The organism is Paracidovorax wautersii (assembly GCF_031453675.1).
In the GTDB taxonomy this organism is placed as follows: Bacteria; Pseudomonadota; Gammaproteobacteria; order Burkholderiales; family Burkholderiaceae_C; genus Paracidovorax.
Genome location: NZ_JAVIZX010000001.1, coordinates 3,973,418 through 3,991,732, shown reverse-complemented (window position 1 = coordinate 3,991,732; position 18,315 = coordinate 3,973,418). Strand labels below are relative to the sequence as shown.

14 protein-coding genes are annotated in these 18,315 nt (G+C 69.1%); 9 read left to right on the top strand and 5 right to left on the bottom strand.

The genetic code is table 11. The annotated features are described in order from the left end of the window. The first annotated feature begins 270 nt into the window (after nucleotides 1-270). Together QE399_RS17920 and tsaD are read left to right on the top strand one after the other, a co-directional pair. Entirely contained in the window at nucleotides 271-1,431 is a 1,161-nt protein-coding gene (locus QE399_RS17920; protein WP_309830865.1) for a branched-chain amino acid ABC transporter substrate-binding protein, read from the top strand. Nucleotides 1,432-1,545: 114 nt separating this feature from the next. Beyond that, complete coding sequence (gene tsaD, locus QE399_RS17915) at nucleotides 1,546-2,595, top strand: tRNA (adenosine(37)-N6)-threonylcarbamoyltransferase complex transferase subunit TsaD (protein WP_309830863.1); 1,050 nt, start codon at nucleotides 1,546-1,548, stop codon at nucleotides 2,593-2,595. A 138-nt stretch (nucleotides 2,596-2,733) separates the two neighbouring features. Here the strand turns inward: tsaD and QE399_RS17910 are convergent, their stop codons facing one another. After that, nucleotides 2,734-3,111, bottom strand: coding sequence for an Hsp20/alpha crystallin family protein (locus QE399_RS17910; RefSeq protein WP_309830861.1), 378 nt, complete (start codon nucleotides 3,109-3,111; stop codon nucleotides 2,734-2,736). A 314-nt stretch (nucleotides 3,112-3,425) separates the two neighbouring features. On the opposite strand from QE399_RS17910, the gene QE399_RS17905 reads away from it, so the two are divergent. The 3 genes from QE399_RS17905 to QE399_RS17895 all read left to right on the top strand — a co-directional run bounded on the left by QE399_RS17905 (nucleotide 3,426) and on the right by QE399_RS17895 (nucleotide 8,733). Continuing rightward, the gene (locus QE399_RS17905) at nucleotides 3,426-4,109 is read left to right on the top strand and encodes a DUF2242 domain-containing protein (protein WP_309830858.1); all 684 of its coding nucleotides are present in this window, start codon (nucleotides 3,426-3,428) and stop codon (nucleotides 4,107-4,109) included. 293 nt (nucleotides 4,110-4,402) lie between these two features. Next, a complete protein-coding gene (locus tag QE399_RS17900; protein WP_405043883.1) occupies nucleotides 4,403-5,668 on the top strand; it encodes a branched-chain amino acid ABC transporter substrate-binding protein in 1,266 nt (421 codons plus the stop codon). Nucleotides 5,669-5,880: 212 nt separating this feature from the next. Beyond that, nucleotides 5,881-8,733 (top strand): HD domain-containing phosphohydrolase, encoded by a 2,853-nt coding sequence (locus tag QE399_RS17895; RefSeq protein WP_309832175.1) that lies wholly within the window; start codon nucleotides 5,881-5,883, stop codon nucleotides 8,731-8,733. A gap of 71 nt (nucleotides 8,734-8,804) precedes the next feature. Here the strand turns inward: QE399_RS17895 and mltB are convergent, their stop codons facing one another. The 4 genes from mltB to QE399_RS17875 form a co-directional block, all read right to left on the bottom strand. Then, nucleotides 8,805-9,869, bottom strand: a complete 1,065-nt coding sequence (gene mltB, locus QE399_RS17890; protein ID WP_309830854.1) for a lytic murein transglycosylase B — start codon at nucleotides 9,867-9,869, stop codon at nucleotides 8,805-8,807. Between the two features lie 9 nt (nucleotides 9,870-9,878). Then, the gene (locus tag QE399_RS17885) at nucleotides 9,879-11,921 is read right to left on the bottom strand and encodes a transglutaminase TgpA family protein (RefSeq protein ID WP_309830852.1); all 2,043 of its coding nucleotides are present in this window, start codon (nucleotides 11,919-11,921) and stop codon (nucleotides 9,879-9,881) included. Nucleotides 11,922-12,029: 108 nt separating this feature from the next. Beyond that, nucleotides 12,030-13,049 carry a DUF58 domain-containing protein gene (locus QE399_RS17880; RefSeq protein WP_309830850.1) on the bottom strand — a complete coding sequence of 340 codons (1,020 nt, stop codon included), beginning with the start codon at nucleotides 13,047-13,049 and terminating at the stop codon, nucleotides 12,030-12,032. A 3-nt stretch (nucleotides 13,050-13,052) separates the two neighbouring features. Continuing rightward, on the bottom strand, nucleotides 13,053-13,973 hold the full coding sequence (locus tag QE399_RS17875; RefSeq protein WP_309830848.1) for an AAA family ATPase: 921 nt from the start codon (nucleotides 13,971-13,973) through the stop codon (nucleotides 13,053-13,055). Between the two features lie 93 nt (nucleotides 13,974-14,066). Between QE399_RS17875 and QE399_RS17870 the strand changes: the two genes are divergently transcribed. The 4 genes from QE399_RS17870 (at nucleotide 14,067) to QE399_RS17855 (ending at nucleotide 18,294) form a co-directional block, all read left to right on the top strand. Beyond that, nucleotides 14,067-14,972 (top strand): histone deacetylase family protein, encoded by a 906-nt coding sequence (locus tag QE399_RS17870; protein WP_309830846.1) that lies wholly within the window; start codon nucleotides 14,067-14,069, stop codon nucleotides 14,970-14,972. Nucleotides 14,973-15,052: 80 nt separating this feature from the next. Continuing rightward, the gene (locus QE399_RS17865) at nucleotides 15,053-16,363 is read left to right on the top strand and encodes a mechanosensitive ion channel family protein (protein WP_309830844.1); all 1,311 of its coding nucleotides are present in this window, start codon (nucleotides 15,053-15,055) and stop codon (nucleotides 16,361-16,363) included. A 228-nt stretch (nucleotides 16,364-16,591) separates the two neighbouring features. Then, on the top strand, nucleotides 16,592-17,050 hold the full coding sequence (locus QE399_RS17860) for a carboxymuconolactone decarboxylase family protein (RefSeq protein WP_309830843.1): 459 nt from the start codon (nucleotides 16,592-16,594) through the stop codon (nucleotides 17,048-17,050). A gap of 494 nt (nucleotides 17,051-17,544) precedes the next feature. Then, the gene (locus QE399_RS17855) at nucleotides 17,545-18,294 is read left to right on the top strand and encodes an electron transfer flavoprotein subunit beta/FixA family protein (protein ID WP_309830841.1); all 750 of its coding nucleotides are present in this window, start codon (nucleotides 17,545-17,547) and stop codon (nucleotides 18,292-18,294) included. Nucleotides 18,295-18,315: the final 21 nt, after the last annotated feature.

Here is an 18,315-nt window from a genome sequence, read left to right as displayed (position 1 = left end):
TGTGGGCGGGCGGTCTGCAGCGTTGCGGCGCTGGTGGATAGCCGAGCTATCCACTGCGCACCGCGCCTTGCATCCCATCCCGCCCGCACCGCTGCGCAACCCCTGGGAGATCGTCAACATGTTCTAAAGGCTCCTGGGCTGATTCTTGCTATCGGATCGGGAGCTTCCATACCCATCGCCGTGCCCTTCGGCAGCGTGCCCGCCGCGATCCGTCGCTGCGGGTCCCGGCGGACCGGGAGCCTCTCATTTCTACAAGACGGAGTGTCGAAGATGTCAAAGCGCTTGGATCGGTATCGGAACCTTGGCCGCGGGGCCCTCGCCGCACTGGCGGCGGCCTGGCTCATGGCGGGCTGCAGCAAGGTGCCCGACACCCTCAAGATCGGCGTGGCCCAGCCGCTGTCCGGCAACCTCGCGGCGCTGGGGCAGGACCTGCTCAACGGCGTCACCCTGGCCGTGGACGAGCTGAACCAGGCCGGCTTCGTGGTGGACGGCAAGCGCGTCAAGCTGGAAGTGGTGGCGCAGGACGACCGTGCGGATGCAGCCTCGGGCAAGGCCGCAGCGCAGCAGTTGGTTGATGCCGGCGTGATCGCGGTCATCGGCCACCTCAACTCGGGCGTCAGCATCGAGGCGGCGCCCATCTACGGTGCAGCGCAGGTCGCCCAGCTGGCCATCTCGACCAACCCGCGCTTCACGGAGCTGGGTTTGCCCACCACGTTCCGGCTGGTGGCCAACGACACGCTGCAGGCGAAGGCCATGGGCTCGTTCGCCGCCACGCAGCTGGCCACTGACCGCTATGCCGTGCTGGACGACGGCACGCCTTACGGCAAGGGCCTGGCGGACGGCGCCGCCCAGCAGTTGGCGGCTGAAAAGAAGACCGTGCAGGTGCGCCAGTCGTTCGACGACCGCACCACCCAGTTCGACGCCCTGGCCGCCGCGTTGCAGGCCGCGCAGGTCGGGGTGATCGTCACCACGCTGAACGACTTCCAGGTGGTGGCCCTGATGGAAGCGTTGCGCAAGGTCGGCCACACGCGCGTGTCGATCCTGGGGGGCGACACCATCAAGACCACGGACATGGCCAAGGGCCAGGGCATGGTGGATGCCATCTATGCCACCTCGCCCGTGCTGGAGGCGCGCGAGTTCGTCACCGGCCGGCAGTTTCTGGAGAAGTACCTGGCCGCCTTCAAGAAGCCGCCAGCCTATGGCGGCCATTACAGCTACGACGCGATGTACGTGCTGTCTGCCGCCATCAAGCGCGCCGGCTCGGCCCAGCCCGGCGACATCACCGCCGCGCTGCACCAGCTCAACGGCTACGCGCCGGTGACCGGTTCCATGACCTGGGACGACAAGGGGGAGCAGCGCTACGGAGCGGTGGGCGTGTACGGGCTGCGCGGCGGCAACTGGGAGCTGCGCATGCGCTCCGACCGCTGGTAGGCGCGGCAGGCTACGGCGCGGCCGGTCCGGCCGGGTGTCCAAGCCTGTACCCGCCGCGGGGCTGCTGCTGCCCAGGGCGCCCGGACGGGGCGCCACCCGCATAAACTCCCGGGAATGAGTTTGCTGATCCTCGGAATCGAATCGTCCTGCGACGAAACCGGCGTGGCCCTGGTGGAGTCCACCACGCCGCAGGCCGTGCCGACACTGGTGGCCCACGCGCTGCACAGCCAGATCGAGATGCACCAGGCCTACGGTGGCGTGGTGCCTGAGCTGGCCAGCCGCGACCACATCCGGCGCGTGCTCCCCCTCACCGAGGCGGTGCTGGCCGAGTCCGGGCGCTCGCTGGGCGATGTCGATGTGGTGGCCTATACCCGCGGCCCCGGCCTGGCCGGCGCACTGTTGGTGGGAGCAGGAGTGGCCTGCGCCCTCGGCGCGGCGCTGGACCGCCCCGTGCTCGGCGTGCACCACCTGGAGGGCCACCTGCTGTCGCCCTTTTTGAGTGCGGACCCGCCTGAGTTTCCCTTCGTCGCGCTGCTGGTCTCTGGCGGACACACGCAGCTCATGCGCGTGGACGGCGTGGGCCAATATGCGCTGCTGGGCGAAACCATCGACGACGCCGCGGGCGAGGCGTTCGACAAGTCGGCCAAGCTGATGGGGCTGGGCTACCCGGGCGGGCCGGCCCTGTCGCGGCTGGCGGAGCAGGGCGATGCGACCGCGTTCAAGCTGCCGCGCCCCTTGCTGCACAGCGGCAACCTCGACTTTTCCTTTGCGGGCCTGAAGACGGCCGTGCTCACCCAGGCGAAGAAACTGGGCGACGAACTGGAGGCCCGCAAGGCCGATCTGGCGGCCAGCACGCAGGCGGCCATCGTGGAAGTGCTGGTCAAGAAGACGCTGGCGGCGCTGAAGGACACGGGGCTGCGCCGCGTGGTGGTGGCCGGGGGCGTGGGTGCCAACCGCCTGCTGCGCGCCCAGCTGGACGCCGCCTGCGCCCGCTTGCAGGTGCGTGTGCACTACCCCGAGCTGCACCTGTGCACCGACAACGGCGCCATGATCGCCATGGCGGCGGCCATGCGGCTGCAGGCCGGCCAGCAGCAACCCAACCGCGACTACGCGTTCGACGTGAAGCCGCGCTGGCCGCTGGACAGCCTGCTGCAGGCGGCCTGACGCCGTTGCGGCACGGGCGTTTCCACCTTCGCTGCCGCTTTCGGAAAAAAGAAAAGGGCTGCCATCCGGCAGCCCTTGCTCTTTGCAGGTCCTGTCTCGGCGCCACTGATTTGGCGGCGGAGGCGGGACGCGAGGCGCTTACTGGATGGCCAGCTGCGCAGCCTTGCTGACAGGCACAATCTTGGCGAGCGTCAGCGTCAGCACACCGTTCTCCAGCTTGGCCGAGCTGGCAGCCACGTCGATCTCGTCGGCCAGTTCCCAGGCACGCTGGACCTGGCGGGGCGCGCCCTCGACGCTGTTCAGGCGGACCTGGTTGCCTTCGATGGTGAGCTGAAGCTGCTCACGCGACAGGCCGGGCACATCCAGCTGCAGGGTTACGGACTTGTCATCCTGGGTGGCGCTGTAGCCAGGAGCGGCAGGGGAGGCCAGGGTGTTGTGCAGGAACCGCTGGACGGCCAGATCGGCAGCACGGGGGGCGGAAAAAGCGGCACGGTGGATCACGGGGGCGAAGATCATGGTTAACTCCTGATGATGATGATTCGCGGCCGTTGGCAACTTTTGCCAGGGATGTTTGCCGCTTGCATCCAACATGCGATTGCCTGCAAACATTTCAAGAGGCTTTTTTTCGATGCCGCCGAATGCGTGAAAAGTACCCAGTCCGAGGAGGGGTGGGCCCGGCCGGGGCCTGGCCTGCTTCATCTCGGGGTGAACCTGCCGGCCAGGCCCACCTCCAATGTCCCACCGAACCAAATGGGGGCATGCCGCCGGGTCACAATGGCGCTGTTCGGGGTGCGCCCCATGCCCCGCCCCTTTCCTGATTGCTGACTGCCATGAATCGACTCCGTTCTTCTTCGGGATCCGCCCTGGCCTTGCTGCTGTGCGCGGTGCTGCTGGCGGGCTGCTCCAGCGTCTCCGACTCCATGCCCAGCCTGGAGCGCAAGGTGCGCTTCGACCCCGACGACTTCGACAGCGTGAGCATGCACACGCGCCACATCAGTGCCCCGCAAGCGCAGGCCTGTGAAGCCGCCCGCCGCGCGTTGCTCAGCCAGGGCTACCTGGTGAACACTGCCACGGCCGAACTGGTCACGGGCCGCAAATACTTCCAGCCCACGAGCGACACGCACTACGAGGTCGAGATGCGCGTGGTGTGTGCCGCGGAAGGCACTGATCAGGAGCGCACGGCCGCCTTCGCCAGTGCCCTCCAGGATCGGTACGTGATCAAGAAGATCAACAACTCGGCCTCTCTCGGCGTCGGGGTGCTGGGCTCGGTGTCCCTGCCCGTGTCCGCCACCGACGACACGCTGGTCAAGGTGGGCAGCGAGACCGTCACCGACGCGCGCTTCTACGACCGCTTCTTCCAGCTCTTCGACCGCTACGTGCGCCCGCCCAGTGCCCAGCCCATGGCCCGGGCCGATGCCGCGACGCCCATGGTGGCGCGCCCGGCGCCGCTGGAGGAGCGCGAGGCCGTGGACCCCGCGGACAACGAGCCGCCGCAGCCCCCCGCCCCGCAGTAAGTCAGAAGGGGGCGGGCGGCAGACAGCGCGGGCCACGGGCCGCAACTGGCCGGGCGCTGGGTGCTGGAGGCAGGCTCCGCGTCTGTCTGCAGAGGCTCGCGGCAGGGCCTTGCCGCGGGCAAGCCGATCCCCTCGGCACCGGGCAGGGCCGCTGGGCACGCACGGCTACACTGCGCGCCACCCGGAAATCCCCCGCCGTCGGTCCTTAGAACAGGTTCTTACGGAACGCCGGCTTTCTTTTGGATCAGTGAATGATTGCTTTCGCACGACGCCAGGCCTGGAAGGCCTGCGCCATGGTCTTGTTGACCGCTTCGGCCCTGGTGGCCGCTCCCTCCGTACGCGCCCAGGCCGCTCCGGCCGGCACGCCCATCAAGGTGGCGCTGATCGAGAGCCTGTCCGGGCCGTTCGCCAACACCGGCGAGGCCGTTTTTCGCAACGTGGCCTGGGCGATGGAGCGCGTCAATGCGCGCGGCGGCGTGGCCCTGCCGGCCAGCGCGGGCGGGGTGCGCCCGCTGCTGCTCACCCGCTTCGACAGCAAGGGGCAGAACGAGGAAGCTCTGTCCGCGCTGCGCGCCGCCATCGATGACGGTGCACGTTTCGTGCTGCAGGGCAATTCGTCCGCGACGGCGGCCGTGCTGATCGAAGCCATCAACAAGCACAACGAACGCGAGCCGGGCAAGCGGGTGGTGTTCCTCAACTACTCCGCTGTCGATCCCATCCTGACCAACGAGAAGTGCAGCTTCTGGCACTTCCGCTTCGATGCCCATGCCGACATGCGCATGGCCGCGCTGATGGGCGTCATTCAGGGCGACAAGGCGCTGCAGCGCGTGTACCTCATCGGCCAGGACTACAGCTTCGGCCAGGCCGTGCTGCGCGAAGCCCGCAAGCAGCTGGGCGCCCAGCGCCCCGACGTGGCCGTGGTGGGCGATGAACTGCACCCGGTGGGCCGCGTGAAGGACTTCGCTCCCTACGCCGTCAAGATCAAGGCCAGCGGCGCCCAGGCCGTCATCACCGGCAACTGGGGCAACGACCTGACGCTGCTGGTCAAGGCCGCGCGGGAGGTCGGCTACGACGGCATGTTCTACACCTTCTACGGCAATGCGCTGGGTGCGCCGGCCGCGCTGGGCGACGCCGGGGTGGGCAAGGTCGTGGCCGTGGCCGACTGGCTGCCCAACGTGCCAGGCGCGCAGAGCGAGGGCTTCTACCGGTCCTTCCGCGACCGCTTCCCTCATCCGGCCGATGACTATGTCCACATGCGCATGCAGCTCATGGTCGAGGCGCTGGCGCAGTCGATCGAGCGCGCCGGCAGCACCGATGCGGTAGCCGTGGCACGCCAGATGGAGAAGGCCAGCGTGCAGCTCAGCGGCCAGGCGGGCAGCATGCGCGCCGCCGACCACCAGTTCCAGCAGGCGCTGGTGGTAGGGGTGATGCAGAAGCAGGGAACGCCCGGCGTGAAGTTCGACGTGGAAGGCTCGGGCTATGGCTTCCGGGTGGTGCGCCAGATCCCGGCCGAACAGGCGCAGCAGCCGACGACCTGCCAGATGGCGCGCCCGTCCTGAACGGCGCGCGGCTGCGGTGACGCAGCCGGCTTACGCGGCGCTTGCGGCGTTGTGCTGCGTTGTGCTGCGTTGTGGGGCGGCTGGGGCCGCCTTTATTTCCGTTGTGGGTTTCCGGCGAGTGCTACAGAATGTGACTTTTCGCCAGCACCTCGGCTCCGGTCGGGCACCCCATGAAACCCAGGTTCCGGTTTTATCTACTGCCCACCGTGTTGATGGCGACGTTTCTCGTCGTCATCACGCTGGTGACGGTCACCATCGCCGTCGCGCGGTTCGAGACCATGAGCGAGGAGAGCGCGCGCAACGTGTTCTCGCTGATCGCACAGCGCAATGTGGACCAGCTGTCCGAGATCGTCGAGGACGCCGCGCGCGTGGTGCGCCACCAATCCGAAGCGCCCTTGCGCAGCGAGGATCTGCGTGATCCGGGGCGGCGCGACCGTCTGGTGGCGGCGCTCGTCACGGCGCTGCGCATCCATCCGTTCAGCTACAGCTACTACCTGGGTTTCGAGAACGATGACTTCATACAGGTCATCGGGGTGCGCGACGATGCCCGCATCCGCCAGTCCCTGAAGGCGCCCGAGGGCACGGCGTCGGCCGTGCGGGTGACCCTGGCGGACCCGGCCTTTCCTGGCCAGCGCAACGAGTCGTGGGAGTTCCTGTCGGCAGAAGGCCGCGTGCTGGGCCGCGCCGAAGGACCCGCCACCTACGGGCCGAGCAGCCGGCCCTGGTACACGGCGGCGCGGTCCCGTGCGGGGCTGCACATGACGGAGCCCTATGTGTATGAGTCTTCCCAGGCGCTGGGTGTCACGCTCTCGCAGGCGCTGCCGGGCGGCGACGCCGTGGCGGGTGCAGACATCAGCCTGGCAGGGCTGGATGGCTTTGCGGGTACGTCGCTCGCGGGACGCGAGGGCGGTATCGTCGTGACCGACCGGCTGGGCCGCGTGCTGGCGGCCCAGGCCTCCGGAGCGCTGGCCGCGCCGGTGCCCGTGCGGCAGCGGGCGCTGGGAGAGCAGGCCCATCCGCTGCTCGCAGCCGCGGCCAGCTTCTACGGCGAGGAGGGCAGCCGCATCGTCCCGGTGGGCGATGAGAAATACGCCTATGCCACGCAGGCCGTGCGCTCGGCGCCCCACAACGCCCTGCATGTGGTGGCGTTCGCGCCCATGAGCCCCTACGTGGGCATGATCGAGCGCGCCCGCGACGACATCCTGCTGTCGTGCCTGGGCCTGCTGTGCGTGTTCCTGCCGCTGGCGTACTTTGCCTCGCGGCGGGTGGCGGACACGCTGGGGGCGCTGACGGCGGAGTCCGAGCGCATCCAGCGGCTGGACTTCAGCGGCGGCGAGCCCGTCCGTTCGATGTTCTACGAGATCGATCTGCTGGGCAGCGCGCAGCACACCATGAAGCAGGCGCTCAAGGAGCGCGACCAGGCCCTGCAGGCCACGCACCAGCGCCTGGAGCGGTTGGTGGACAGCGGCGTGCAGCTGCCGGCCTGCCACGACCAGGACGAGGTGGTGCTGCATTCGCTGGAGAGCGCGCGCGACCTGGCCCGGGCCCAGGGCGGGCAGTTCTGGCTGGGCAACGGCCCCGACGCTTTGCAGCTCGTTGCCCAGCAGGGCGTATGGAGCGAGCCCGATGACCTGGCGGCAGAGGATCTGGTCAGCCGCGTCTACGCGCGGCGCGAGGGCACCAGCTGGCTGACCCAGCGCGGCGGTGTCGACATGCATGTGGTGGCCGTGCCCGTGCTGGCGCGCGAGGACCGGTGCCTGGGGGTGATGGTGCTGGAAGTGCCGCTGCGGCCGCCCGGCGATCCATCGGAGCCCGCGGCCGATCAGTCGCTCACCCGCTATGCGCAGACATTGGCATCGCAGGCCGGCATCGCGCTGGAAAACCAGTCGCTGCTGCGCAGCCAGCGCGAGCTGATGGAGTCGCTCATCCGGCTGGTGGCCAGCGCCATCGACGCCAAGAGCGAGTACACCGGCGGCCATTGCGCACGCGTCCCCGAGCTGGCCGCCATGCTGGCGCAGCAGGCGAGCGAGGTCCACACCGGGCCGCTGGCGTCGTTTCGCTTCACCACCGAGGACGAGTGGCGCGAATTCCGCATCGGTACCTGGCTGCACGACTGCGGCAAGGTCACCACGCCGGAGCACGTGGTGGACAAGGCGACCAAGCTGGAAACCATCTACAACCGCATCCACGAGATCCGTACACGCTTCGAGGTGCTGCGGCGCGATGCGGAGATCGACATGTTGCGTCAGCGCCTGGACGGAGCCAGCGAGACCGAGGCCCGGGCGCGCTTCCATGCCCGCTGCCAGCAGCTCCAGGACGACTTCGCGTTCGTCGCGGTGTGCAACATCGGCACCGAGAGCATGGCACCCGGCTACCGGGACCGCCTGATGGAGATCGGCGGGCAGACCTGGCTGCGCTACTTCGACGACGGGCTGGGCCTGTCGCACGGCGAGGAGACCCGCCTGGCGCAGGTGCGCGCGCAGCCGTTGCCGGCGGTCGAGACGCTGCTGGCCGACAAGCCGCAGCACATCATTCCGCGCACCGGCCACGACCAGCAGGATCCGCGCTACGGCTTCAACATGGAGGTGCCCGAGCACCTGTACAACCTGGGCGAGGTGCACAACCTGCTGATCGAGTACGGCACCCTCACGGCCGAGGAGCGCTACAAGATCAACGACCACATCGTGCAGACCATCGTGATGCTGGAACAACTGCCGCTGCCGGACAACCTGCGCCGCATCCCCGAGTACGCCGGCACGCACCACGAGACGCTGATCGGCACCGGCTACCCACGCGGCCTGAGCGCGGAGCAGCTGTCGATTCCGGCGCGCATCATGGCCATTGCCGACATCTTCGAGGCGTTGACCGCATCCGACCGTCCGTACAAGAAGGCCAAGCCGCTGTCGGAGGCCGTGCGCATCCTGGCCAAGTTCAAGGCCAAGAAGCACATCGACGGCGATTTGTTCGACCTGTTCCTCACATCGGGCGTGTACCTGGAGTACGCACACCGCTTCCTGGCCCCCGAGCAGATCGACGCGGTAGATATCGGGCCGTACCTGGGCTGACACGGCGCCGGCGTCGTGTGCGCCGCCCTCGCCGGCGCAATGATGGGCTGGTGGGAGCGCAGGCCTTGCCGCTACCGGCCGCGCGCCGCGGCGACCTCGCGGCCCAGCTCTTCCACCGCCATGGCGTAGTAGCTCGACCAGTTGTAGCGCGTGATGGCGTAGAAGTTCTGCGTGCCCACCACGTACAGCGGCGCCGCGTTGCCGTTCTGCAGTTCCACCAGCGCCAAGGGGCCCATGTGCTGCTGGCCCGCGCCCAGAGGCGTGGCGCCCAGCTCGGCCATGCGGGTGGCGGTGAAGGTGGGAAGGATGTCGGGCCCGAGCAGGGTGGCGAGCTGCAGGCGCGCCGCGTCGAACTCCACGCCGTACCAGACCGGCATGCCCGTCTGCCAGCCATGCGCCTTGAAATAGTTGGCGACCGAGCCGATCGCGTCCGCCGGGCTCTTCCACAGGTCGATGCGGCCGTCGCCGTCGAAGTCCACGGCCCAGCGCACCCAGCTCGACGGCATGAACTGGCCCAGCCCCATGGCGCCGGCGTAGCTGCCGCGCGGCTCGAACGGGTCGATGCCGGTGCGGTCCATCAGGCGCAGGAACTGCTCCAGTTCGCCGCGGAAGAACGCCACCCGGTCGGCCGCGCGCGGGTGCGCTGTTGGAAAGTCGAACGACAGCGTGGCCAGCGCATCCATCACGCGGAAGCTGCCCATCTGCTGGCCGTAGACCGTCTCCACACCGATGATGCCGACGATGATCTCGGCCGGCACGCCGTAAGCCTGCTCGGCGCGCGCCAGGGTGTCCGCGTTCTCCTGCCAGAAGCGCACGCCGGCGCGGATGCGCACCGGGTCGATGAAACGGCTGCGGTACAGCGCCCAGTTCTTGGGCGTTCCGGCGGGAGGCGGCAGCATCAGACGCGGTACCTGTGGCAGGAAGCGGGCCTGGCCGATGGCCTGGCGCACCCATTCGCGGTCCAGGTCGCGGCGGGCCGCCAGATCGTCGGCGAAGCGCAAAGCCTCGTCGCGCTGGGCGTAGTAAACCGGGGCGGGTGGGGCGGCTGTCTTCTTGGAGGGTTTTTGGGCTGCAGCGCTTATGGAGAAAGCGCAAGCAGCTATGAAAAGAAGAGCGTTCTTGGCAAGCGAAGACATGCGGGGCGTTCAGGAAGACGGTGCGGTGCTGGGCCAGGGCAGGCCGCGGAACTCGCGCCGCAGCTGTGCGATGGCGCTGGCCGGGCGGGCGGCATAGCGGGCCTGCTCCACGCGCAGCAGCCAGGCGGCCACCGCGTCGGCGGATGGGCCGAATTGTGCCTGGGCCCGGGCCGCCATCGTGCGCGGCGGCAGGTGGGAGGCGAGCGGCAGCCCGGCGCGCGCCAAGCGGCGGCGTGCGCGGTCGAGCAGGCGCAGCCAGGGATCGTGCTGGCTGCGCTCCCACAGCATCCAGCCCAATCCGCCCAGGGCCGCCAGCGCGGCCAGTCCGCCCAACGCCCGTGCCAGGTCCTGCCAGCTGGGGCTCTCGATGCCCAGGGCCTTGAGCAGGTCGATCTGGCGGGCCTGCGTGTAGTTGAGCACCCACTGGTTCCAGCCATTGTTCACGGCCTCCCAGACGGCGCGGAGGCTTTGTACCAGCGACGGATCGATGACCGCATCCATGGCGTTGCCGAAGGCGCCCCGGGGCGCCTGCAGCCGCTGGAACGCGCCCACGCGGCTGGGCGATACGGCGCCGGTCGGGTCCACGCGCAGCCAGCCGCGGCCTTCCATCCAGACCTCCGCCCAGGCGTGGGCGTCGGCCTGGCGCACCGTCCAGTAGCCGTCGACGCCGTTCAGCTCGCCGCCCTGGTAGCCGGTGACGATGCGCGACGGGATGTCCAGCGCGCGCATCAGCACCACGAAGGCCGAGGCGATGTGCTCGCAGAAGCCCTGCTTGGCATCGAACCAGAACTCGTCGGCCGTGTGCTGGCCGTAGACGCCGGGCTCCAGCGTGTAGGTGTAGCCCCCGGTGCGCAGCCGCTGCAGCGCGGCCTGCACGAAAGCCTCGGCATCGGCCCCGGCCAGTTGCGGGTCTTGGCGCATTTGGCGGGCCAGCTCCAGCGTGCGGGGGTTCAGGCCGGCCGGCAGCTGCACATAGGCGCGCAGGGCGCGGGTGCGGGTCTCCGGGCCGTGGGTGAAGCGCGGGTAGCTCTGCGCCTGGTAGCGCAGCACTTCGCGGATGGGACGGTTGGCCGTCCACGCCAGCTCGGGCGACATGAAGGCGCGCAGGCCTTCGGGCACCTGGGGGGCTTCGGGTGCCGCATCCAGCGTCAGCAGCCAGGGCTGGCGGTGCGGCTCCAGCGTGAGTTCGTAGCGCAGCGGCTCGCCCTGCACCTCCAGCCGGGCCGGCGCAGGCGAGGCGCCGGCCAGGGCCTGGCCCTCGGGCTGCGACAGGGCATACCAGTCGCGGCCGTTGAAGGCCGTCAGAACGGGCCCGCGGAAGTACAGCGCGCTCTGCGGCGGCGGCTGGCCGCCCGGCGTGAGAAAGCGCACGCGCAGCGCCACGCTGTCGTCCAGCACCAGCGAGGCGATGTTGCCGATGCGCATCTCGGACGACAGGCCGCTGCGCCCCTGGTTCGGATCGCTGGGCGTGCCCCACAGCGGCGCCATGCGCGGAAACAGCACGAACAGCGCCAGCATGATGGGCGCGCCCAGCAGCGCCATGCGCCCGGCCAGGCGCATGGACTGCGCCAGCGGCGGCCGGCCGACCGGCATGTGCGCATTCACCAGGGCGGTGAGCAGGCCCAGCAGGGCCACCAGCATGGCGGCGGCGGTCAGAAGCGACTGCGAATGCAGGAAGTTGCTGAGCATCGTGAAGAAGCCCAGGAAGAACACCACCATGGCATCGCGCCGCGCCCGCAGCTCCAGCGTCTTGAGCGCCAGCAGCATCACGATCAGCGTGACGCCGGCCTCGGCCCCCACGATGGTGCGGTGCGTGGCCACGGTGAGCGCCAGCGTCAGCGCGAGCAGGCCGCCCAGCATCCAGCGGCCGGGCAGGGGCCGGCCGCGCCAGGCCAGCGCGCCGCGCCACAGCAGCAAGGCGCCCGCGAAGGCGCTCGTCCACAGCGGCAGCCGGCCCACCTGGGGCAGGATGACCCAGGCCACCACGGCAAGCAGGAACAGGGTGTCCCGCGCATCGCGCGGCAGGGTCTGCAGTTGCTGGCGCAGGCTCATGCGACCCTCGCGCAACACAAGCTGCAGAGTTGTTTGCTATCAATAATGTAGCTGTATGCGCTTGTGGATATTGCGCTGGAGGGCAATTTGATGCTCATGTTCGCTGCGTCAGGCCAGGGCCAGAGCCTCCAGGCAGCGCCTCTGGTGGACGGCTCCGCTGTCCGGGGCGATCTCGCCACCCGGCAGCCGCAGGCCGTATTCCACACCCAGCCGGTCGGCCTGCAGCACCCACGACGTCAGGCGGCTCAGGCGCGCTTCCGGGTCCATCAGGCCGGTGGCGCCGGGGTCCAGCCACAGTTCCTGGCGCTGGGCCTGCTGCGCATCGCGGCTCACCAGGTCGTCCGTGCCCGTGCCGAGCGACTTGGCGGCCTTCTTCCACACCACCAGCTTGAGCGGGTCGCCGCGCCGGTAGGCCCGCACGCCGTCGAACTCGCCGATGCCCTGGGCACTTGCGCTGCCTGCGCCCCCAACGCGCGGCTCGCCCGCCGGCAGCGGCGGGGCCGGCATCTCGGGCTGGGGATACACCAGCACCTCGGCGGCGGGGCGCCACAGCGTCCAGACGCGGAAGGTGCCCAGCGGAAAGCGCGTCTCGGCCGTGAGGGTGGGCACGGGGTGCAGGCCACGCCGCTCGGGGCGGAAGGCCACGTGCACCGTCGCACTGCCTTCGGCGGGCACGTCCGTCCAGACCCACTGGCCGCTGCCGTGCACCGCCACACCCACGCCGTAGCGGGTGGACGCGCGCGCGCTGGTGAGCTGGATCTCGAACGCCGTGCTGCTGCCCAGGAACTGCGGCTCCGGCGGCAGCAGGTGCAGCGTCAGGCCGCGCAGCGTGGCGTGGCACAGGTGCATGCCCACCACCGCGCTGCCCGCTAGCAGGAAGGTGAGCAGGTAGCCCAGGTTGAGCTGGAAGTTGATCGACGCGATCAGCAGCACCAGCAGCGTGAGCGCCAGCATCCAGCCCGCGCCGGTGGGCAGGATGTAGACGTTGCGCTGCGTGAGCGTGACCGTATCGGTGCGCGGCAGGCGGGCCTGCCACCAGCGCTGCCAGCGGCGCGAGAGTGCGGCCCAGGGATGCGGCACACGTGCGCGGCCATCCGGCGCGGGCAGGGCGGCGGCGGGGGGTGCCATGGCTCAGGGCAGCGGAGTGGCGTCGACCATGGCGCGCACCTGCTCCACGGCGCCGCGGCCGGCGTCGCCCACGGGCACCAGGCGGTGCGCGATGGTCTGCGGCAGGATGGCCTGCACGTCGTCCGGCGCCACATAGTCGCGCCCGGCGATCAGCGCCTGCGCCTTGGCGGCGCGCATCAAGGCAATGCCCGCGCGGGGCGACAGGCCCTGCAGGAACCAGCGGCCCGAGCGCGTGGCGGCGATCAGGTCCTGCACGTAGTTGAGCAGCGGGTCGGCCGTGTGCACGGCCAGCACCTGCTGCTGCAGCGCGGCCAGCTCCTGCAGCGACAGCAGCGGCAGCAGCGAATCGACCATGTCGCGGCGGTCGCTGCCGGCCAGCAGCAGGCGCTCGGCGGAACGGTCGGGGTAGCCGAGCGAGATCCGCATGAGGAAGCGGTCCAGCTGCGACTCGGGCAGGGCGAAGGTGCCGAGCTGGTCATGCGGGTTCTGCGTGGCGATCACGAAGAACGGGTGGGGCAGGGCGCGGGTCTCGCCTTCCACCGACACCTGCTTTTCCTCCATGGCTTCCAGCAGCGCGCTCTGGGTCTTGGGGCTGGCGCGGTTGATCTCGTCGGCCAGCAGCACCTGGGCGAAGACCGGGCCCGGATGGAAGACGAAGGACTCGCGCCCGCGCTCGTAGACCGACACGCCGGTCAGGTCGCTGGGCATCAGGTCGGCCGTGAACTGCACGCGCGAGAACTGCAGCCCGAAGGTGCGCGCCAGCGCGTGCGCCAGGGTGGTCTTGCCGACCCCGGGAACGTCCTCGATCAGCAGGTGCCCGCCGGCCAGCAGGCATGCCACGCAGTCCTGCACATGGGCCTCTTTGCCGACGATCACCGTGTTAAGCTGGTCCAGAAGAGACTTGATCTTGTGCTGTGCGTGCATGGCGCGACGTTATCCGAAAAAAGAACGAGGCATCGGGGAATCACTGTGAGCAAGACAGGCTATTTCACCCACCGCGAATGCTGGAAGCACGAGATGGGTCCGGGTCACCCCGAATGTCCCGCCCGGCTGGACGCCATCGAAGACCGCCTGCTCGTCACCGGCGTGGCCGACGCGCTGGAGCGCTACGAAGCGCCCGAGGCCTCCCTCACCGACGTCGAGCTGGCCCATGACCGGCTGTACGTGGCCTCGCTGCGCGGCATGTCCGACCGCCTGGCCGAGGAACTGCTGGCGGGCGGCCCCGAGCACGCGCAGATCGACACCGACACCTCCATCAACACCCACACCTGGGCCGCCTCGCTGCGGGCCGCTGGCGCGGCGCTGGCCGCGACGGACGCCGTGCTGGCAGGCGATGTGGAGAACGCCTTTTGCTGCGTGCGCCCGCCGGGCCACCACGCCACGCGCAGCAAGGCCATGGGCTTTTGCTTCTTCAACAACGTGGCCATCGCCGCCAAGTACGCGCTGCAGCGCTACAAGCTCAGCCGCGTGGCGGTGGTGGACTTCGATGTGCACCACGGCAACGGCACGGAAGACATCCTCTCGGGCGACCCGCGCGCGCTGATGGTCAGCATCTTCCAGCACCCGTTCTATCCCTACAGCGGCGACCAGGCGCCGGCCGCCAACATGCTGAACGTGCCCGTGCCGGCCTACACCAAGGGCATGGATGTGCGCGAGATCGTCGAGATGATGTGGATCCCGCGCCTGGAGGCCTTCAAGCCCGAGATGATCTTCGTCTCGGCCGGTTTCGACGCCCACCGGGACGACGACATGGGCCAGCTCGGCCTGACCGAGCAGGACTACACCTGGATCACCCAGCGCATCAAGGACGTGGCGCGCCGCTTCAGCAAGGGGCGCATCGTCTCTTGCCTGGAGGGCGGCTACATGATGGACCCGCTGGCGCGCAGCGTGGAAGCGCACCTGCGCGTGCTGGCCGATCTCTGAAACGCTTGAACCCCTGATCCTGCGATATTGAATCGAAGCACCCTGCGCCCCCGCGGCGCAGGCGCCCCTGCCCGGACACCATGGAACTTTTCGACAAGCTGCTGCGTGACTTCAACAACTCCAGCACCTGGCTGGAGCTGGGCGTGCTGGCCCTGTGCCTGGCCGCCGCCTACTTTATAAGCCGCGCCGTCGGGCGCCAGCAGCCGCCGGATTCCGTCTGGTTCGGCCGGCGCACGGTCGACGGGCTGATGTTCCCGCTGCTCGCGCTGGCGCTGGTCTACGCGGCCAAGGTGGGCGTGGCGTATTACCAGCCGGTGTTCCTGCTGCGCGTGGCGGTGCCGGTGCTGACGTCGCTGGCGCTGATCCGGCTGTGCGCGCGGGTGCTGGCGACGGTGTTTCCGCGCTCGTCGCTGATGCGGCTGGTGGAGCGCATCGTCTCGTGGCTGGCCTGGGGCGTGGCCGTGCTGTGGATCGTCGGGCTGCTGCCCGTCGTGCGCGAAGAACTGGCCGGCATCGGCATCTCTTTCGGCAAGACCCAGACCAACCTGCTGATGCTGCTGCAGGGCACGCTCTCGGCCGGCCTGGTGCTGGTCGTCACGCTGTGGATCTCGTCCACCATCGAGCGGCGCGTGCTCGACCGATCGGTGGCCGACCTTTCCATGCGCAAGGTGGCGGTCAATGCGACCCGCGCCGTACTGCTGCTGATCGCCATGCTGTTCGCGCTGTCCGCGGTGGGGGTGGATCTGACGGCGCTGTCGGTGCTGGGCGGCGCGGTGGGCGTGGGGCTGGGCTTCGGCCTGCAGAAGCTGGCGTCCAACTATGTGAGCGGCTTCGTGATCCTGCTGGAACGCTCGCTGCGCATCGGCGACAACGTGCGCGTGGACGGCTTCGAGGGCCGCATCACCGACATCAAGACCCGCTACACCCTGATCCGCGCCGGCAACGGGCGCGAATCCATCGTGCCGAACGAGACGCTCATCACCCAGCGCGTGGAGAACCTCTCGGACGCCGACCGCAAGTTCAACGTCACCTCCAACATCGTCGTCGGCTACGACAGCGACGTGGCCCAGGTGCAGCAGATCCTGTGCGCCGCGGCCGCCGCGCAGCCGCGCGTGCTCAAGACGCCCGAGCCCGTGGCCTATCTGGTGAACTTCGCGCCGGACGGCCTGGAGTTCAGCCTGAACTTCTGGGTGAGCGACCCCGGCGCGGGCACGGTCAACCTGCGCTCGGCCATCAATATCGCCATCCTCGAAGGCCTGCGCGCGGCCAGGGTGGACATTCCCTATCCGCAGCGCGTCGTGCAGATCAAAGGGGCTGAAAGCGTGGCCGTGCGGACTGCTGCCGATTCGCCTGTGCAGCAGGCCGTGGAGCCGCCGCCCCGACGAGGTTGAGCCGGGTTCGGCAGCGCTGCGCCGGACGGAAAAACTGCGCGCTCCCAGGCGGCAGGGGGAGGGCGAGCTGACTACCGCAGGCGTGCCGCCGGCCTCTGCGTTGCGGCATGGCCTATGCCGTTGGGTGATTCTTGGCTCTGGCGGGCTGTGCCATGCGTTCGCAGAATGCCCTTCTGTCCTGCGGGCGGTTCCGCGGGGCGATGGCACTTCACACAAGGGTTGGAAGGTATGCAACGCGCAAACTGGTTCGCGGTTTCTCCAGAAGGAGCAAAGGCCGTCTCGGGCCTGCACCATTTCGTCACGACGGGCACAGGCTTGCCCGACCGGCTCATCCATCTGGTCTTTCTGCGCGTCTCGCAGATGAACGGGTGCGCGCACTGCATCGACATCCACACGCGGGACCTGCTCCAGGCCGGCATGGCGATCGACACCGTGGTGCTGGTACCCGTGTGGCACGAGGCCGCCTATCTGTTTTCGGAACAGGAGCGGGCGGCCCTGGCCTGGACGGAAGAGGTTACGCGGGTCAGCGAAACCCACGCCTCCGACGCGGCCTACGCGGCGGCATCGGCCGTCTTTTCCGAAAAGGAACTGGTCGATCTCACGCTGACGATCGCCGCGATGAACGCGATCAACCGCATGGGCGTCAGCTTCCGCATGAAGCCGCGGGCCAGGTCCGACCGCCATTGATGCAGCCCTAGCGGGCGGGCTGCCGGGAGGGAGCGGCCTGCGGCGGCGACGGTACAGTGCCGCGCGCTGCCCATGCTGCCGTTCCAGACAAGGCACGGTCGTCAGATGGCCCGCGCGGGGGACCGCCGCTGCGGACCTGCCCTCCGAAAGCCATGCTGCCTGTGACGGGCGCGAGCGCAACGCACGGGCGCAGCACGCCAGATCGGGAAGAGGGCGCTAGCGCTGCCCGCGGGTGCCAGGCCCGCCTCGGCTCGCTCCTGCGTCCGGTCCGCTTCGGCGGGGACCAGCAAAGTCGCCGCAGCGACACCACAGGCCGCCTGCGTTTTCCGCGCCCCAAGGGCTGGCTATAATCCTTCGAAAAGCACGGTCGTTCTTTTTTCTCCGCTGCCGCCGCAACCCTGAGCCCGTGAAGGGATTCGGTCCGGAGGCCGGGCATAAAATGGTTCGGTTTACGTGAACGTCAATCGATCAACAATTTCCAAGGAGCCGCAGCAATGAAGGTTTTGGTCCCGGTCAAACGCGTGGTGGACTACAACGTGAAGGTCCGCGTGAAGTCGGACAACACGGGGGTGGACATCGCCAACGTGAAGATGAGCATGAACCCGTTCGACGAGATCGCCGTCGAGGAAGCCGTGCGCCTGAAGGAAAAGGGCGTGGTCACCGAGGTCATCGCCGTCTCCTGCGGGGTCACGCAATGCCAGGAAACGCTGCGCACCGCCATGGCCATCGGGGCGGACCGCGCCATCCTGGTGGAGACCACCGAAGAGCTGCAGCCCCTGGCCGTGGCCAAGCTGCTCAAGGCCCTGGTGGACAAGGAACAACCCGGCCTGGTCATCCTGGGCAAACAGGCCATCGACGACGACAGCAACCAGACCGGCCAGATGCTGGCGGCCCTGGCCGAACTGCCCCAGGCCACCTTCGCCTCCAAGGTCGAAGTGGCCGGTGACAAGGTGAGCGTCACCCGCGAAGTGGACGGCGGCCTGGAGACCCTGCAGCTGAGCCTGCCGGCCGTGGTGACCACCGACCTGCGCCTGAACGAGCCGCGCTACGTCACCCTGCCCAACATCATGAAGGCCAAGAAGAAGCAGCTGGACACCGTCAAGCCCGAAGACCTGGGCGTCGATGTCAAGCCGCGCCTGAAGACCCTGAAGGTGACCGAGCCCGCCAAGCGCGGCGCCGGCGTCAAGGTGGCCGACGTGGCCGCCCTGGTCGACAAGCTGAAGAACGAAGCCAAAGTGATCTGAACGGACTGAGACAAGGAACAC

Coding starts and splice junctions, on each gene's coding strand:
- QE399_RS17855 (WP_309830841.1), top strand. CDS start 17,545: ATGAAGGTTTTGGTCCCGGTCAAACGCGTGGTGGACTACAACGTGAAG.
- mltB (WP_309830854.1), bottom strand. CDS start 9,869: ATGTCTTCGCTTGCCAAGAACGCTCTTCTTTTCATAGCTGCTTGCGCT.
- QE399_RS17870 (WP_309830846.1), top strand. CDS start 14,067: ATGGGTCCGGGTCACCCCGAATGTCCCGCCCGGCTGGACGCCATCGAA.
- QE399_RS17860 (WP_309830843.1), top strand. CDS start 16,592: ATGCAACGCGCAAACTGGTTCGCGGTTTCTCCAGAAGGAGCAAAGGCC.
- QE399_RS17905 (WP_309830858.1), top strand. CDS start 3,426: ATGAATCGACTCCGTTCTTCTTCGGGATCCGCCCTGGCCTTGCTGCTG.
- tsaD (WP_309830863.1), top strand. CDS start 1,546: ATGAGTTTGCTGATCCTCGGAATCGAATCGTCCTGCGACGAAACCGGC.
- QE399_RS17895 (WP_309832175.1), top strand. CDS start 5,881: ATGGCGACGTTTCTCGTCGTCATCACGCTGGTGACGGTCACCATCGCC.
- QE399_RS17875 (WP_309830848.1), bottom strand. CDS start 13,973: ATGCACGCACAGCACAAGATCAAGTCTCTTCTGGACCAGCTTAACACG.
- QE399_RS17910 (WP_309830861.1), bottom strand. CDS start 3,111: ATGATCTTCGCCCCCGTGATCCACCGTGCCGCTTTTTCCGCCCCCCGT.
- QE399_RS17885 (WP_309830852.1), bottom strand. CDS start 11,921: ATGAGCCTGCGCCAGCAACTGCAGACCCTGCCGCGCGATGCGCGGGAC.
- QE399_RS17865 (WP_309830844.1), top strand. CDS start 15,053: ATGGAACTTTTCGACAAGCTGCTGCGTGACTTCAACAACTCCAGCACC.
- QE399_RS17880 (WP_309830850.1), bottom strand. CDS start 13,049: ATGGCACCCCCCGCCGCCGCCCTGCCCGCGCCGGATGGCCGCGCACGT.
- QE399_RS17900 (WP_405043883.1), top strand. CDS start 4,403: ATGGTCTTGTTGACCGCTTCGGCCCTGGTGGCCGCTCCCTCCGTACGC.
- QE399_RS17920 (WP_309830865.1), top strand. CDS start 271: ATGTCAAAGCGCTTGGATCGGTATCGGAACCTTGGCCGCGGGGCCCTC.